This is a genomic window from Kribbella sp. NBC_00889 (assembly GCF_045207705.1).
GTDB lineage: Bacteria > Actinomycetota > Actinomycetes > Propionibacteriales > Kribbellaceae > Kribbella.
Map to the genome: position 1 here is coordinate 7,384,168 of NZ_CP108783.1, position 14,862 is coordinate 7,399,029.

General features: G+C 68.1%; 16 protein-coding genes. 6 read left to right on the forward strand and 10 right to left on the reverse strand.

All coding sequences use genetic code 11. The features are described from left to right. Positions 1 to 41: 41 nt before the first annotated feature. The 3 genes from OG817_RS36180 to OG817_RS36190 all read right to left on the reverse strand — a co-directional run bounded on the left by OG817_RS36180 (position 42) and on the right by OG817_RS36190 (position 2,593). Positions 42 to 749, reverse strand: a complete 708-nt coding sequence (locus tag OG817_RS36180; protein WP_406049389.1) for a 4a-hydroxytetrahydrobiopterin dehydratase — start codon at positions 747 to 749, stop codon at positions 42 to 44. 122 nt (positions 750 to 871) lie between these two features. Then, on the reverse strand, positions 872 to 1,915 hold the full coding sequence (locus tag OG817_RS36185; RefSeq protein ID WP_406049391.1) for a hypothetical protein: 1,044 nt from the start codon (positions 1,913 to 1,915) through the stop codon (positions 872 to 874). 318 nt (positions 1,916 to 2,233) lie between these two features. Beyond that, a complete protein-coding gene (locus OG817_RS36190) occupies positions 2,234 to 2,593 on the reverse strand; it encodes a YciI family protein (protein WP_396394180.1) in 360 nt (119 codons plus the stop codon). A gap of 149 nt (positions 2,594 to 2,742) precedes the next feature. On the opposite strand from OG817_RS36190, the gene OG817_RS36195 reads away from it, so the two are divergent. The 3 genes from OG817_RS36195 to OG817_RS36205 all read left to right on the forward strand — a co-directional run bounded on the left by OG817_RS36195 (position 2,743) and on the right by OG817_RS36205 (position 4,872). Beyond that, entirely contained in the window at positions 2,743 to 3,165 is a 423-nt protein-coding gene (locus OG817_RS36195; protein ID WP_406049392.1) for a hypothetical protein, read from the forward strand. A 151-nt stretch (positions 3,166 to 3,316) separates the two neighbouring features. Then, positions 3,317 to 3,781 (forward strand): SAM-dependent methyltransferase, encoded by a 465-nt coding sequence (locus tag OG817_RS36200; protein ID WP_406057590.1) that lies wholly within the window; start codon positions 3,317 to 3,319, stop codon positions 3,779 to 3,781. Positions 3,782 to 4,137: 356 nt separating this feature from the next. Continuing rightward, a complete protein-coding gene (locus OG817_RS36205) occupies positions 4,138 to 4,872 on the forward strand; it encodes a Type 1 glutamine amidotransferase-like domain-containing protein (RefSeq protein WP_406049393.1) in 735 nt (244 codons plus the stop codon). A 12-nt stretch (positions 4,873 to 4,884) separates the two neighbouring features. On the opposite strand, the gene OG817_RS36210 is transcribed toward OG817_RS36205, so the two are convergent. The 6 genes from OG817_RS36210 to OG817_RS36235 form a co-directional block, all read right to left on the reverse strand. Continuing rightward, entirely contained in the window at positions 4,885 to 5,580 is a 696-nt protein-coding gene (locus tag OG817_RS36210) for a class F sortase (RefSeq protein WP_406049394.1), read from the reverse strand. 1 nt (position 5,581) lies between these two features. Then, the gene (locus OG817_RS36215) at positions 5,582 to 6,502 is read right to left on the reverse strand and encodes a hypothetical protein (RefSeq protein ID WP_406049395.1); all 921 of its coding nucleotides are present in this window, start codon (positions 6,500 to 6,502) and stop codon (positions 5,582 to 5,584) included. A 154-nt stretch (positions 6,503 to 6,656) separates the two neighbouring features. Further along, a complete protein-coding gene (locus OG817_RS36220) occupies positions 6,657 to 6,800 on the reverse strand; it encodes a hypothetical protein (protein ID WP_406049396.1) in 144 nt (47 codons plus the stop codon). 60 nt (positions 6,801 to 6,860) lie between these two features. Continuing rightward, entirely contained in the window at positions 6,861 to 7,508 is a 648-nt protein-coding gene (locus tag OG817_RS36225; protein ID WP_406049397.1) for a class I SAM-dependent methyltransferase, read from the reverse strand. A gap of 11 nt (positions 7,509 to 7,519) precedes the next feature. Next, on the reverse strand, positions 7,520 to 7,945 hold the full coding sequence (locus OG817_RS36230) for a YkvA family protein (RefSeq protein ID WP_406049398.1): 426 nt from the start codon (positions 7,943 to 7,945) through the stop codon (positions 7,520 to 7,522). Between the two features lie 18 nt (positions 7,946 to 7,963). Then, positions 7,964 to 8,440, reverse strand: coding sequence for an NUDIX domain-containing protein (locus OG817_RS36235; protein WP_406049399.1), 477 nt, complete (start codon positions 8,438 to 8,440; stop codon positions 7,964 to 7,966). A gap of 64 nt (positions 8,441 to 8,504) precedes the next feature. Between OG817_RS36235 and OG817_RS36240 the strand changes: the two genes are divergently transcribed. Both OG817_RS36240 and OG817_RS36245 read left to right on the forward strand, forming a co-directional pair. Continuing rightward, positions 8,505 to 11,693, forward strand: coding sequence for a BTAD domain-containing putative transcriptional regulator (locus tag OG817_RS36240; protein ID WP_406049400.1), 3,189 nt, complete (start codon positions 8,505 to 8,507; stop codon positions 11,691 to 11,693). 85 nt (positions 11,694 to 11,778) lie between these two features. Next, positions 11,779 to 13,206: an FAD-binding oxidoreductase gene (locus OG817_RS36245; RefSeq protein WP_406049402.1), complete on the forward strand. Its 1,428-nt coding sequence runs from the start codon at positions 11,779 to 11,781 to the stop codon at positions 13,204 to 13,206. Positions 13,207 to 13,297: 91 nt separating this feature from the next. On the opposite strand, the gene OG817_RS36250 is transcribed toward OG817_RS36245, so the two are convergent. Continuing rightward, on the reverse strand, positions 13,298 to 13,786 hold the full coding sequence (locus tag OG817_RS36250; protein ID WP_406049404.1) for a carboxymuconolactone decarboxylase family protein: 489 nt from the start codon (positions 13,784 to 13,786) through the stop codon (positions 13,298 to 13,300). Between the two features lie 171 nt (positions 13,787 to 13,957). On the opposite strand from OG817_RS36250, the gene OG817_RS36255 reads away from it, so the two are divergent. Then, positions 13,958 to 14,845, forward strand: a complete 888-nt coding sequence (locus tag OG817_RS36255; RefSeq protein ID WP_406049405.1) for an RNA polymerase sigma-70 factor — start codon at positions 13,958 to 13,960, stop codon at positions 14,843 to 14,845. Positions 14,846 to 14,862 lie beyond the last annotated feature (17 nt).

A 14,862-nucleotide genomic window follows, 5' to 3' on the forward strand; every position in this document is an offset into this window, starting at 1 on the left:
GTGGGGCGGAATCGCGGCCGCGGGTCAACCGAGTCGGCGCTTCATTCTTTCTTCGCAGCGGACACGTCCACGCAGACGATTCCCTGGTTGCCGTCCTGGTCGGCGATCACGGTGAGCGAGGGCGCGTTGCTCTCATCGACGACGGTCCCACCCGCGGCGACGGCGGCGGCGATCCGTTGATCGGCCACTTCGGGCGCCACATAGACCTCGACGTGGAACCGCTGACGCGGGGTCTCGTGCTCGTCGGCGTCCCCGAACCACAGATTCGGTACCCGTCCCGTGGCGTCTCGGATTTCGTCGCTGGGGGTTCCGCGGCCCTGGGCCTCAGCGCTCCCGGTCAGCAGGACGGACCACATCGGGGCGATGGTCGCAGAGTGCGCCGTGTCGAGGCCGAGCTCGATGTCGCTGACCGAGGCCGGGTCGGCGTCGAACTGGTGGTTGGCGGCGATCTCGGTGATCCGTCGCGCGAGGTCGACGTCCTGCTGGGTCACCCATTCGACGACATGCTCGGTGCCCTCATCGTCGCGGTAGATGGCGTCGTCAGTGACCAGCTTGAGGTCGACGTACCCATTGCCGATCGACACGCGCGGGTGGTGGCCGAGAGCGTCGTCCGCCTCGCCCACCGCGGCGACGAACCGTGCGCCGGCGCCGAAGTCGTCGACCACGTACCGGGCGTGCAGTCCCTGGGCGAGCTTGCGCCAGTCGGTCAGGTTGGCCGCGGCGATCTGGTCGCCCCTCAGCATGTCCATACCCGGGGACCCTAGCTCTGATTCAGCCGCAACGCCCGAGCTCATCGCTTCCCCTATCCCGCCGGCCACGTAGATGTCCGATACGTTCTCGCTGGCTGCTGAGCCCGGCTGTACGGCTTCCGTCAGAGCTCGGCGCGGAGGATCGACGCCGCGCCGGCCATGGCACGCATCTTTCCCTCAGCACTTGCGCGAGGGAGGTACTTCATCCCGCAGTCGGTGGCGATGGTGATCCGGTCCGGGGAGGTGTAGGAGAAGGCTCGCCGTACGCGATCGGCGACCAGCTCGGCGGACTCGACCTCGGGGTCGGACAGGTCGATGACACCGAGGATGACGGTCTTCTCGCTGAGGTCCCTCAGGACGCCGAGATCGAGACCCGACTGTGCGGTCTCGATCGAGATCTGGTCGGCTGAGCATCCGGCCAGCTCGGGGAGGAACGAGTACCCCTCGGGCCGTTCGTGGATGATCGCGGCGTACCCGAAGCAGATGTGGACGGCGGTGGTGCCAGTGACACCGTCGAGCGCGGCGTTGAGCGCGACGAGGCCGTACTCGCGGGCCGCCTCGGGCCGTGCCTGCATGTACGGCTCGTCGATCTGGACCAGGTCGGCGCCGGCGGCGTGCAGGTCCTTGATCTCGGCGTTGACTGCGGCAGCGTACGCCAGAGCCGCCGACGCGAGGTCGGGGTAGTGGTCGTTCTGTGCCTGCTGCGACATCGTGAACGGACCGGGCACGGTCATCTTGACCCTGTGGTCGGTGTTCGCCTTCAGGAACTCCACGTCGCGGACGCCGATGGGGCGCGGCCGCGCGATCGGGCCGGCGATCCGCGGCACCGGGTTGGGATGCCCACTGCGATCGAGGGCCGACCCGGGGTTGTCGATGTCGACGCCCTCGAGGGCGGTGGCGAAGTGGTTGCTGTACGACTCGCGCCGCATCTCACCGTCGGTGAGGATGTCGAGTCCCGCCCTCTCCTGGGCGCGGATGGCCAGCAACGTGGCGTCGTCCTGCGCCTGCTCGAGGTACTCCGCCTTGACCCGCCACAGCTCCTTCGCCCGCACCCGCGGGGGGAAGCGGCCAGCGAGCTTGGCTCGGTCGATCAGCCAGTCCGGCTGCGCGTAACTGCCCACCAGCGAGGTTGGCAGGATCGGCAGCGGGGTCGATGTCGCAGTCACTCTCGTGACTGTAGACCTGCCGCCGCCCGTTGAGGAGGCGTCCGCTTCCCTCAAGGGTGCTTGGGAAATCCACTCAACGAGGTGCTCGACTGGCGCGTCTGTTCGTCGAGGTACTTCTCAACCGCCGACAGGATCCCCACCGATCGGTTGTCTGCAGCCTCGTCGTCCTCTGCCCCGGGAGAAGGTACGACGACCGCGCAGCCATGCCACTCGAACACGACCGCATCCTGCCATCGAACCGACCGCACACACCGCGTTCCGCGCCTTCGAGAGACGCGCCATGTTCCTCACCAGGTGGTGAGGAACATGGCGGTGGACTTATTTGGCTCGAGGCTGCGGCTTGAAGCGGCGGACCTCATGGGGCCAACCGCAGGCCTCCGCGACCTTGCCGGCCCACATCTTGGCGGTCTCGTCATCGGGCACGTTCACCAGAGCGAACCCGCCCAGAAACTCCTTGGTCTCCACGTAGGGCCCGTCGGTGATCAACACCTCGCCACTGGTGGGGTCGGCGCTGTAGATCGGGCCGTCCTCCTCCTCCAGACCCCCGGCAAAGACGTATACGCCGGCGGCCTTCATCTCCTCCGTGACCGCCATGGCGAGCGGCCCGCGCCCACGGAACCACTCCTCGGTGTGGTCGCCCACCCACTGCTGGTTGAAGTAGATGAGGTACTCGGGCATGTTTGCTCCTCCGGCTCCAGCGGACCCGCTGTCCGCCTCCACCTACGCTACGAACGGCCCCCGGTCGATCCGACAACCGACACCAAAAGACTTTACGGGCGTTGGATCATTGGGGTTCTGGTACCGCCCGCGGAGGTACGATCCCGAAGGTGGCGCAGTACCTGTTCAACCTCGTGAAGGCGGACGGCCACGCCGTACGCGCGCTCGCCGCTGGGTTCCTGCGAGTCAGCATGTGGGGCATCGGCGCCGACGAGCCGCACGCCCACGCGCTTGCGTCCGGCGACCAGATTCTCCTCTATCTAGGCGCACCCGAGCGCGTGTTCGTCGGCCGCGCCGAGCTTGCCTCGGCTGTCCATGATTGGACACCGTCCGAGCCGCAGGCGTGTCCGGGCGATTCCACTCGCGGAGAGTTGCTGGCTCAGGTCGAGGAATGGGACCCGCCCGTGTCAATGGGAACAGTGCTGTCGCGAATGGCCCCGTCCGAGAAGGCAAGGGCCGACTTCCAAACGGGCGTCGTTCCGATCACGGCCAACGAATACGAGACCGCCCTCGCCGTAGCCACCGAACGGTAACGCCCCAATCAGCCAATATTCCGGTTGCCTGGTTGTGAATACTCGCCCAGACTCCGGTCGCGTGGATGATGGGGAGCTTGAGGTGCTGTTGAGGAACGAGCGGTATCCGCGGTCTGCTGGGTATTCGGCTCGGTGGATGGTTGACGGGGGGATGGGGCCGAACGCTGTGTGGCAGGCGGAGGCCTTGACTGATCTCATGTCGCTTGAGCCCGGTATGCGGGTACTCGACATGGGATGTGGCACCGCTTTGAGCTCGATCTTCCTGGCCAAGGAGTTCGGTGTTGAGGTGTGGGCGACTGACCTGTGGGTCAGGCCCGACGAGAACCTGCGCCGCGCGGCCGAGGCACACGCAGAAGACCAGGTTCACCCGATCTACGCCGAAGCCCACGCCCTGCCCTTCGCCGAGGACTTCTTCGACGCGATCATCAGCATCGGCGCCTACCACTACTTCGGCACCGACGACCTCTATCTCGGCTACTACTCACGCTTCGTCAAACGCGGCGGTCAGATCGGCATCGTTCAGCCCGGGCTCGCCGAGGAGTACGAGACGCTTCCCCCACCACACCTCGAGCCCTACTGGAAATGGGACTTCTGCGCATGGCACAGCCCCGCCTGATGGCGCCGGCACTGGGAGAAGACCGGCCTGGTCACCGTCGAGTTCGCTGATCGATTGCCCGACGGGTGGCGAGACTGGTTGCAGTGGAACGAAGCCTGCGACCACGACAGCGGTACGCCGGGACAGGAAGAAGCGCAGATGCTTCACACCGACGCCGGCCGCACCCTCGGCCTCACCCGAGTCATAGCCCACCGCAACAACTAGCCGCCGCACAGTGCGTGGCACTGATGACGCGGCCGCTTCATCGACCTCGTGAGGTGCTCGCTGCAGCTCTGCTGGCGGTGGCGTCGTGGATGTCGTTGACTGTTGCCCTAGGCGGTTGAGCATCACGCGATGGCAACTCAGGAAGGTGGGACATGAGAGCTCTCCTCACGTCGAGCGGGGTCAAGAACGGCAGCATCCGCGACGCGCTGATTGACCTGCTGGGCAAGCCGATCGCCGAGTCCAACGCTCTGTTCATCCCCACCGCCCTGTACCCGTTCCCGGGCGGGCCCGGTATGGCGTGGGAGGCGATCTGCGGCAAGCGGTCGTCGTTGTTGTGTGGTCTGGGCTGGAAATCGCTGGGGATCCTGGAGCTGTCGGTCGTGCCGAGCATCGAGGAGGACACCTGGATGCCGACGGTCCGGGACGCCGACGCACTGCTGTTCGGGGGCGGCGACCCGCTGTTTCTCGCCAACTGGATGCGGCGCTCCGGACTGACCGATCTCCTGCCGACGCTGCGCTCCGAGGCGGTCTATGTGGGTGTGAGCGCCGGGAGCATCGCAGCTACCTCCACGTTCGTCGAGACGTTCGTCGATCCGCCCCGCCCGAGCGACGGCCCGCTGAAGACGGAGAACGTCGTGTTCGCCACGCCCGAGGGTGACCTCGACAGAATCCTGGTCACGGGACAGGGAGCGGGACTCGTGGACTTCGGGGTGATCCCCCACTTCGAGCACCCGTGGCACCTCGACGCATCCGTGGCCAACGCCCAGAAGTGGGCGGCGCGGATCCCTGCGCCGACGTACGCAATCGACGACGACACCGCGATCAAGGTGGTCGACGGCACCGTCGACATCATCTCCGAGGGCCAGTGGAAACTGTTCCAGCCCTGACGAACCGAGGAGCTACGTGATCGGAAGGGCGATCACGACGACGTTGCTGAGGTAGACCTTGCCGTTCCAGTCCTCACAGGTCACGAGGACCAGCCGAGCACGAACCCTCTGGTCGAACAGTTGCGTCGCCCTCTTCGCGAGCGCGGCTTTCCGGTACGTCGTCACCGACGCGACTCGGTAACGCAGCTGACCACGTACCGTCGACGCGACGACGACCGACCCGGGGACCAGCTGGTCGAGCTTGTCGAAGGCCCCACCACCGTTGTGAACCGTGTGCCCGGTGATGACCGCGGAACCACGCGCGCCGCCGGGCTGTGCGCCTCCTGACCACCAACCGACCGTCGACGGATCTGATGGCGGCGTCAGCGCACCGTGTGCGGCCTTGATGGCGATGACTGGAGCTTTGACGTCGAGTTGCGCAATGGTGAGGCTGGTCGGCCGTCCAGCGCGAGCCGCCGGGACACGGCCGGTCGACGAGGTCGTGGCAGCAGAGGACGAAGCTGCCCGAGGTGGTTCGGCGACCGCCCCGTTCGAGCGTCCCGCAACCGCTGCTGCCGGCGAAGGGGAGCCCGTCGGCGACGGCGAAGTACCAGCGTCGTCATTGAACTGCAGGTACGCGCCGGCAACGAGCACGCCCGCGCCGACAATCGCGACCGCCCCGCTCCACCGGAGTGGGGCGCGACGGCCGCGACGGCGGGCAGAACTCATGTCAGGCGCTGTGCCTTCCGCGTCGCCGGAGACCGACGACCACTCCACCGGCGAGCATCAGGCCGCCGGCCGCGAGCAGAAGACCACCCGTCAGGCTGAACGGGCTGTTGATCCCGGCAACCGAACTGGCCGAACCGCCACCGAGACCGGCGTCGACCTCGGTCGGCACACCGGGAGTGGGCGACTCCGAGTCCCCCGATACGTCGGAGGCCGGAGTCGAAGAGGTCGCGGTGGGCGAGGTCGACAGGGACTCCGACGGCGATGTTGACGGAGACTTCGACGGGGTCGTCTCCGGTGTGGTCGGAGGCGTGGTCGGCGGGGTCGTCTCCGGCGTCGTCGGAGGCGTGGTCGGAGGCGTCGTCGGCGGGGTGGTGGGCGGAGTGGTGGTGTTGCAGCCCTCGACCCAGAAGACCTTGTGCTTGATGTCCTTGCCGATCGAGCCGGGGGCGTTGACGGTGAGCTTCACGTGGTAGCCCTGCTGTGGATGCGGCTGACCGGTGAACATCAGCGTGTACGTCTCCCTGGCGTCGAGGTCTGTACCACCACCGGCCGCATCCTCACCGATGAACGGGTTCAGATTGCCGGACACCACCTGGAGGCCGGCATCCGCAGTCGGTGCCTGGTCCTTGAAGGTCACCGTCGCGTTGAACGACGGGTCCTTGTCGTAGTTGTAGAACTCGACCACGAACGTGCAGCCCTGGTGCGGGTTGTTGTCCGGTGGTCCGCTCTGGATGTCGTCGTCCTCGATCTTGACCGTGCCGTTGTTGCCTGGCGGGTTGCCTTTGTGGCCGTTGGCGGCGACCGACTGGTCGGCGTTGGCCGAAGGCGCCACCAGGAGAGCTGTCGCGCCGAGCAGCAGTGACAATGCTCCAGCCGCAGCGACGATGCTCGCGGCACGGGAACGGGTACCCACGGGGGTCATGTCTGTCCTCGAACGGTGCTGGGGATTGGTCCACGAGAAGTATTTCGGTCTCGTCACAGGAGTCAAGGCCGTTCGGTAACGATTGGCCACGCAGTGAACGGCGTTGTCCACAGGCCTGTGTACAACCGCTGCCAGACTGTTGCCGATGACAAGGTCACCAGTACGTCGTCACCGGTTTCGGGAAGACCTGAACCGACCGCATGCTCAACAGTTTCAGAGCTCGGCCTGCCGCCAGCTGCTGCGGCCGGCTGCGGTCGGCGACCTCGAACCGGATCGCGTCCACTCCGGAGCCGCTCACGACAGCATCATCGCCCAAGCCCCATCCCGACAGGCACCGTTTTGTGCATGCGACGGCCCATCAGGTGGGTTTGTGGGCTAGGAGGTAGCCGCGGGCTGGGGTGTCGGGGGTGTCGGGTTCTTGGACTGTGGTGGTCCAGGGGTTGAAGCCGGCGTCTCGTAGGAGGGCGGCTACCTCGGTTGGCTGTTGGCGGTACCAGGTGATGGAGATGGGGGTGCCGAAGAGTTCGGTGCGGTGGTTGTGTTCGGTGCCGATCTGGAAGGCGAGCATGAGTACGCCGCCTGGCGCGAGGACCCGGTGGAACTCGGCGAAGAGTTGTGGCCGCTGATCCCAGGGGACGTGGATGATCGAGTAGTAGGCGAGCAGTCCGCCGAGGGCTGCGTCCGGCAGATCCAACGCGAGCATCGAGCCCTCCTCGAAGCGGAGGTGCGGATGGGTACGCCGGGCCAACGCCAGCATCCCAGGCGACAAGTCGATACCGAACGCGTCCAGTCCCAAGTCGGACAGCAGGATCGTCACCCGGCCCGGTCCACAGCCGACATCGGCGACGAGATCGTTGCCTCCGGCCCGTACCAGTTCCGCGAAGGCGGCGAACAGCGCACGATCGAGCGGTCGGTCATCCAGACTCGAGGCCACGATGTCGGCATGCTCCGCGGCCAGGGCGTCGTACGAGTCCCGCAGGGCGGCAACAAACGCAGTATCCGTCACGACTCGGGACACTAGACGGCACCACCGACAGGCGGGATCCGAGCGAGGCGGCGGACGGCGGCCAGGCCCTCGGGGGATCCGGGCCAGTGACGGTCGAGAGCTTCGCTGCCTGCCCGACGCGTGACTGAGCGCAGCGCGAACGCCACGATCACAGCGTCATCGGCGTATCCGATCACCGGGATGAAGTCGGGCACCAGGTCGAACGGCAGCGCAAGGTACGCGAGCAAGAGCCAGAGCCGGACCCGCACCCCACGCGGCAGCGTCGGGTCGGCGGCGAGACGACGCAGGAGCCGGACCAGATCGGGCAGCAGTCGCAGCGCATCACGGACACGTAGTTCGTCCGGCCGGCCGATCCACAGCGCGACGATCAGCGCCAGCCAGAGGAGCAGCACGCCACCAACAACGCCCGCCCCCACAGACCACCACGCCGCCGACACGCGACCATTCTGCCGGATTCACAGACGTGGGGAGCCGTTCTCCAAGTAGGCGGTCGTGGACGTCCGGGCGTTCAGGGCGGCTGTGACTCGGGCGTACTGGTTGGAGTCGAGGAGGTGCTCGGCCTCGGTCAACAGCACGAAGCGAAAGGTGCTCGCTTCGGTTGGGTCGAGGGCGATGCGGTCGATGTCGGACGGTGTGAGTACGCCGCCATCGAAAATGAACGCGACCACCTCGGTGAAGTCACCCTGTCGCGGCACCCAATCCACGGTGAGCAACGCGCCAGGCTCCACCACGAGCCCCAACTCCTCCTGGACCTCGCGCTGGGCGGCGCGGCGTGGCGACTCGTCACGTTCGACCGCGCCACCCGGCAGGTCCCAGGTCGGCTTGTACGGCGGATCGAGCACCAGCAACCGCCCCGCCTGGTCGGTGAACAAGCAGTCGGCGGCCATCCGTTTGGTCGGGAACCTCGCGGTGAAATGAACCTCGTCAGTCACGTCGCCCAGAAAACCACAGGTGCTCGGGGGCAGTTTCGTGTTTACGCTCTTCGGGGAGGGTGAGGTGCGGATCCGGCTGCTTGGGGGATTTGGGGTCGATCGCGGGCAGTTGCCTGTCGATGGCCGGGCTTGGCGTCTGCGGAAGGCGCGGACGCTGGTCAAGATGCTGGCGCTGACGCGGGATCAGCGGCTGCACCGCGACGTACTGCTCGAGGCGTTGTGGCCGGACCGGGCGCCGACGTCCGCGGTCAACAATCTCCATCAGGCGCTGTACGTCGCCCGCCGGGTGCTCGCCGGCGACGAGTCGAGCGATGGCCTGCTCGAACTGCGCGACGACTTCGTGGTGCTGCGGGCCAATCACAGCGTCGAGGTCGACGTCCGGACGTTCGAGCGGTTGGCAGCGCTGTCCCGCGCGAGCGGTGATCTCGCGGACCTGCGCGCCGCGGTCGCGGCGTACGCGGGCGATCTGCTCCCCGAGGACCGGTTCGAGGACTGGGCCGTCCGGCCGCGCGAGGAACTCCGGGAGGCCTACTGCGACCTCCTCGTCGACCTCGCGGACGCGGCTGCCGAGGCCGGGGAGGACGTGGAGGCGCTCGATGCCCTGCAGCGCGCACTCGCGATCGACCCGCTGCACGAACGCGCCGTCCGCAGCCTGATGCGACGCCATACGACGATGGGCCGGCTGTCGGAGGCGCTGGCGCAGTACGAACGGTTGCGCGGCGAGCTGCGTACGACGTACGGCACCGATCCGGACCCGGAGACGCAACGGGTGTACCGCGACCTGCTGACCGGCAGCGTCACAGTCGACGACCCGCCGACGACGGTCCGGCACAATCTCGCACCGGCGTTGACGAGCTTCGTCGGGCGCGAGCGGGAGATCGCCGATGTCCATCGTCTGCTGGCGCGAGGCCGCCTGGTCACGCTCACCGGCGTCGGCGGTGCCGGCAAGACCCGGCTGGCGGAGGAGGCGGCCCGCCGGCTGCACGAGTACGCCGACGGCGTCTGGATCGCGGACCTCGTGCCGGTCGCGGATCCGCACCTCGTTGCCGATACCGTCGCGGCCGCACTCGGGCTGGATCCCGCGGCAGGCTCGGACTCGTTGCGCACCCTGATCACCCGCCTGGCTCCCCGAAACCTCCTCCTCGTGCTCGACAACTGCGAGCACCTGCTCCCCGCCTGTGCTGGACTCGTCAGCGCAGTACTGCGAGGTTGCCCCGGCGTCACCGTGCTCGCGACCAGCCGCGAACCGCTGCATGCTCCGGGCGAAGTGACCTTCCGGGTGCCCTCCCTCGAGCTCCCGGAGCCTGCGGACGCGGGTGATCTCGACCGACTCGGGACTCTGGCGTCAGTACGCCTCTTCGTCGAGCGCGCCCAGGACGTCCGCCCCGGCTTCGTCCTCGATGCGGACAACGCCGGCGCCGTCGTCGAGATCTGCCGCTGTCTCGACGGCATCCCGCTCGCACTCGAGCTCGCCGCCGCACGCGCCTCGCACCTCGAGCCGGCAGAGATCGCCGAGCGCCTCGGCGAAGCACTTCCGCTGCTGAGCCGGCACGGCGAGATCACCCGGCACGCGACGCTGCGGGCAGCGCTCGAGTGGAGCCACGCCTTGCTGTCGGACGACGAGCAGGTGCTGCTCCGCCGGCTCGCCGTGTTCGCCGGAAGCTTCTCGCTTCCATCGGCCGAGCAGGTGTGCGCCGACGAGCGGATTCCCGGTCCGACCGTGCTCGACTACCTCGGCCGCCTGGTCGACAAGTCCCTGTTGGTGGTTGACCACGACGGCCCTCGCTCCCGCTACCGCCTCCTGGACACCATCCGGCAGTTCGCACGCGAGCGGCTCGTCGCCGCGCGGGAGATCGGACCGCTCGAAGCCGCGCACTGCCGGCACTTCCTGGAACTGGCGTCCGGCCAGGACCCGGAGCGAGCCAGCGTTGTCGTCGAACGTCCGCAGTTGCTGGACGCCGACCACGACAACCTTCGCGCCGCACTCGCCTGGGCGCTCCACCACGATCACCAACGGGCCCTGCTGCTCGGAGTGACCCTGTCGCAGTACTGGCTGGCACGCGGTCATTTCGCCGAAGGGGCCGGCTGGCTCGAGCGCATTCTCGAGGCGACCGCCCCACCGTCCCCGGAACGAGAGCGAGCGTTCTTCGCGCTGGCGACCCTCGACGCTCGGAGGGGTCTGAGCGACCGGCTCCCAGGCCTCGGGGACGAAGCCGTCGCTGTTGCCGCGCAGTCCGACGACCCTGCGGCCGTGGTGTCCGCCCGGGTACTGCGCGGCACTCTGCTGCTGGGGAACGGAGACCTCAATGAGATCGAGGAGATCGCCGCGAACGCGCTCGTCCGGGCCGACTCCCTGGCAGCGGCACCAGTGGCCGCCGCCGCCCGCGGGCTGGCCGCGATGGCTGCACTCTTCCGCGAGGACGTCGTACCCGCTCAGGAACGGTTCGCCGAATGCCTGCGGCGGCTGAGTCTCATCGACCCGACCGCTGTCCCGTTCTTCCCCGCCGTCACGATGTGTATGCCGCTCGCGCCCGTCGACGGATCGCTGGTTCCGGTGTTCGAGGAGACCTTCCTGCTCGGGCGGCGGGTCGGCGCGGTACCGGGCCGCGGCTACGCTCTGTCCGCCTTCGCCGACGCCCATCGGCTTGCGGGCGACCTGGACGCCGCGCTGGACGCCGTACGGCGGTCCGTCGACACGTTCGCCGGCATCGACGACGCGGCCGGGCTCGGCCACGCTCTCAACCATCTGGGGTGCATCGAGCGCGACCAGGGCCTGTTCGAACCGGCCGAGGAGCATCTCCGCGAAGCGCTGCGGATCCGCGAGCAGCTGGGAGATCGCCGCGGTGAGAACCTCAGCCTGGCGAACCTGGGGTTGCTGTCCGCAGCCGCCGGTGACGCCGGAGCCGGACGACGCCTCACCCGCATCGCCGTCGATCGCGGCGAGGCCGTCGACGACGTACCCGGCGCGGCAGGCGCTCTGCTGAACCTCGTCATCGTCGAACTCTTCGCCGGCGAACGGCACGCCGCCCGGATGCTCGCCGAACAGGTGATCGAGGCCTTCCATCCGCAGGGGTACCTGCGCCTCGAGGCGTGGATACGGCTCCTCGCCGCCGAACTCGCCCAGGACGACGGTGACACCGAGACACTGGCCAGACACGGCCGGGCAGCGTCCGAACTCTTCGCCCGGCTGGGCTGCCACATCGGTACGGCGCGGGCCGCCGCCCTCCCACAGCGTCCGCTCACGGCCCGCTAAGTCACGCTAAGCCACTGCGAAGGCCGTCCTCCTAGCGTCGTGTCGTCCAGGAAAACCTCCTGGAGGGGACGAATCAGGAGTAGCGATGACAACGACGCAAGCGCGACAGGACACGCTCGGGGAGGCCACGCTCGGTGAGCTCGCCGAGGGACTTCGTGGCGAGCTGGTCCGCCCGACCGATCCTTCGTACGACGAGGCGCGGTCGATCTGGAACGCCGCGCACGACAAGAGACCCGCACTCATCGTGCGGTGCCGCGGGGTGGCCGACGTCATCCGGGCAGTCGAGTTCGCCCGGAGCGAGGGGCTCACACTGGCCGTCCGGGGCGGCGGCCACAGCATCCCGGGCTTCTCGACCACGGACGGTGGACTGGTGATCGACCTGTCCCCGATGAACGCGGTACGGATCGACCCCGACCGGCGCCGGATCGTGGCGCAGGGCGGATGTACCTGGGGCGATGTGGACGCCGAGGCACAGGCGTTCGGCCTGGCTGTAACAGGGGGCTTGGTGTCCACGACCGGTGTCGCCGGCTTCACGCTCGGCGGCGGGATCGGCTGGCTCGTCCGCCGGGCCGGCCTGGCCTGCGACAACCTGGTCGGGGCCGACGTCGTCACTGCGGACGGCCGGTACCTGCACACGAGCGAGGACGAGAACCCGGAGCTCCTCTGGGCGTTGCGTGGCGGTGGCGGCAACTTCGGCGTCGTCACGTCGTTCGAGTTCAAGGCGTACGAGGTCGGTCCGACGGTCTTCGCCGGTATCGTCTTCTACCCCGGCGACAAGGCGGCCGACGTACTGCGGGGATTCGGTGCGGCAGCGGCCTCGGCACCTGACGACTTGTCGCTGGCAATAAACCTCACCACGGCACCGCCGTTGCCGTTCCTGCCCGAGGAAGTGCACGGGAAGCCGATCGTCGCCGTACTCGGCATGTGGTCCGGGCAGGCCGAGGATGGTGACGCAGCGACCCGGCCGTTCCGTGAGCTCGCGCCTGTGGTCGCGGACCTGTTCGGTCCGATGCCGTACAACGCGATGCAGACGCTGCTCGATCCACTGTTCCCGCGGGGCATGCGGAACTACTTCCGGTCGGCGTTCTTCAGTGACCTCGGGCCGGCGACGGTCGACGCGATCGTCTCGTCGCACGCCCAGGTGCCGAACGGCGTGTCCGAGCTCCACATTCACCATCTCGGTGGGGCGATGGGCCGGGTTCCGGCCGACGCCACCGCGTTCGGTACGCGGGACCACGAGTACATCCTCAACGTGGTCGCGCGGACCCCGGACGCCGATGGCTTCGACACCGCGGTTCAGTGGGCTCGCGCCGCGGGCGCCGCGCTCGGTTCGGACGCGGCGTCGTACGTGAACTTCACCGGCGAGACGAACCAGGACATCGTCCGTGCGTCGTACCCGCCGGCGACCTACGAGCGGCTCGTCGCGGTGAAGGACACCTACGACCCGACCAACCTGTTCCGGCTCAACCAGAACATCCCGCCCTCGGCGGGTTCGGATCGGCGACAGGGGTAGTCGCCGACTGCACAGGCCCGGCTCCGGATCAGGTGGTCCGGAGCCGGGCTGCAACACGACTCAGTCAGTGCTTCGGGCTCAGTTCTTGGGCTCAGTTCTTGACGAAGTCGGCGAACATGCCGGGTTCGTACGAGCCGCCCGGAGTGCGCGGGATGACGTTCATCCGGTTGGCCGCGTTGATGATGGCGACCAGGGAGATCAGCGCGGCGAGCTGGTCGTCGTCGTAGTGCTTGCGGGCGTGCGCCCAGGTCTCGTCGGAGACGCCCTGGTGGGTGTCGGCCATCCGGGTGCCCTCTTCGGTGAACGCGAGCGCGGCGCGCTCTTCCTCGGAGAAGACCGTGGACTCGCGCCACGCGGCGATCAGGTTGAGCCGCGTGGCGGTCTCGCCGGCCGCGGCGGCGTCCTTGGTGTGCATGTCGATGCAGAAGCCGCAGCCGTTGATCTGGCTGGCCCGGATCTGGACCAGGAACTGAACGGTCTTCGGCAGCGTCGACTGCTCGAGCATCAGCGCCAGGCCGGCGAAGCGCTTGCCGAGCTTGGCGGCCCACTCGTTCTCCATCATGTTGAATCGGGCGTTCATAGCGTCGTCCTTCGGGTGTGATGTTGTGGTCGTGACGAAAACAAGATGCCGACGGACCGATCCGCGTGACAGCGCGGTGAAGTGACGCACGCCACCCCGCCCGATCTGTCACAGAACGGCGGGTTCCGGTGTCTGATGGAAAACACCTTCGCCTGCGCAGAGGAGCCACCCATGGCCGGCCCGGATCCAGCCACCGAGGCGTTCGTTGCCCACCGCAACCTGCTGTTCACCGTCGCCTACGAACTGCTCGGCTCGGCCGCGGACGCGGAGGACGTACTGCAGGAGACCTGGTTGCGCTGGGTGGGCGTCGACCTCGACACGGTGCGGGACCAGCGGGCCTACCTGGTCCGGATCGCCAGCCGGCAGGCGCTGGGCCGCCTGCGGACGCTCGGCCGGCGCAAGGAGTCGTACGTCGGCCCGTGGCTGCCCGAACCGCTGCTGACCGCACCGGACGTGGCCGAGGACGTCGAACTCGCCGACAACGTCTCGATGGCGATGCTGCTCGTGCTGGAAACGCTCAAGCCGACCGAGCGGGCGGTGTTCGTACTGCGTGAGGTCTTCGCCCTCGAGTACGACGAGATCGCGGAAGCCGTCGACAAGACCCCGGCCGCAGTCCGCCAGATAGCGCATCGGGCCCGGGCTCACGTCGCGGAGCGCCGGCCGCGCGGGTCCGTTTCCCCGGCCGAATCCCGCGGCGCGCTGGAGGCCTTCCGTTGGGCGGTCGAAACGGGCGATCTGCAACGACTGCTCGACATGCTGGCGCCGGACGTCGTACTCGTCGGTGACGGTGGCGGCGTCAAGCAGGCCCTACTGCGTCCGATCGTCGGAGCCGATCGCGTGGCGCGGCTGCTGGCGGCCGGCCTGCCCAACGTCGTCGGCGAGTTCACCGTCGAACCGATCCAGGTCAACGGCTCCCCCGCGCTACTCCTCCGCCAGGACGGCGAGATCGAACAAATCGTCGCCGTACGCCTCGATGACGGCCTGATCACCGGCCTCTACGTCGTCCGCAACCCCGAGAAGCTCTCCCACCTCGAGGAAGAAACCACCTTGAACCGCTGAGCGGTCAAGTAGCTCCG